Source organism: Streptomyces klenkii (assembly GCF_003626645.1).
GTDB lineage: Bacteria > Actinomycetota > Actinomycetes > Streptomycetales > Streptomycetaceae > Streptomyces > Streptomyces klenkii.
This window is the reverse complement of sequence record NZ_RBAM01000246.1, coordinates 1-1,001: the sequence shown is the minus strand read 5'-3', so window position 1 is coordinate 1,001 and position 1,001 is coordinate 1. Positions and strand designations below refer to the sequence as shown.

At 70.3% G+C, this 1,001-nt stretch carries 1 protein-coding gene; it reads right to left on the bottom strand.

The window, feature by feature from the left end; genetic code table 11:
- Positions 1 to 39 precede the first annotated feature (39 nt).
- On the bottom strand, positions 40 to 609 hold the full coding sequence (locus D7231_RS36085; RefSeq protein WP_199739560.1) for a TetR/AcrR family transcriptional regulator: 570 nt from the start codon (positions 607 to 609) through the stop codon (positions 40 to 42).
- Positions 610 to 1,001 lie beyond the last annotated feature (392 nt).

The following is a 1,001-nucleotide window of genomic DNA, read 5'->3' as shown; positions in this document are numbered from 1 at the left end:
CGGTTCGCCGATCGGCCAGGTCCGTGACGCGCTCCGGGTTCAGGGCCGGTGCATGCGGCCCGCATGTTCTGCCGGACCATCGATGGCACGGCGGAAGAGCGTCTCGACCTCGCTGTACGGCGGTGAGGGATCGGCGATGACGACCTGCATGACCAAGCCACAGAACAGGCCGGCCAGCAGCCGGCCGGTGATCGGGTCCGTGCGCGAACCGAACAGCTCGGTCAGCGCCTGGTCCCACGCCATGCTCACCGTGCGCAAGCGCGGCCGGTGCAGCGCCGCGACGTACAGGTCGTACTCGACAACGGTGCTCGGCTGCTGGTCCCGCACGTATCCCATCACCAGTTCGGCCAGCGCGACCGCGAACTCGGCATCCTGGGGGAGGGATTCCTCCCATTCCCGCAGACGGCGGACGTTGTCCGCGGCGGCCTGGCGCAGGGCCACCTCCAGCAGGTCGTCGAGGGTCTGGAAGTAGTAGGTCGTCGAGCCGAGCGGAACCCCGGCCGCGGCGGCCACGGAACGGTGCGTCAGCCCCTCGATCCCCCGCTCGGCGACCACCTCGATGGCCGCCCGCGCGATGCGCGTACGCCGGTCCGGATCGTTGGGGCGCATGCGCCTGGACCCGGTGCCCTGTCGCGTTGCCATCACTGTCCCGTCTTGCTCACGGACGTCGTCTCGTTCGCAGCGTATTTTACGAACGCACCGCACTGCTCATCCCGCCGGCGTCCGGTCGAGCCCGATATCGAAGATCCGCGGCGCGACGGTCCGAGCGGTCTCCCGGTCGCCGAGAGCCGGCCCACCCTCCACGGACAGCTCGGCCGGTTCGTGAATGGTATGGGGCCTTTTGGTGCATTTCCCGTCTCGTCCTCCGGTCCGGCTCCGGGACAGGGGACTTCAGCCGAGCAGTCGGTCGGCGAGCCGGACCAGAGGCTCTTCCAGGGCCGGCAGGGCCGCCGGGTCGCCGGTGGCCAGGTCGGTGGTGACCAGCTGGGCGGTGGCGGCCA

Excerpts from the sequence above, each read along its gene's own strand:
- D7231_RS36085 (WP_199739560.1), bottom strand. The coding sequence starts at position 609 with ATGCGCCCCAACGATCCGGACCGGCGTACGCGCATCGCGCGGGCGGCC.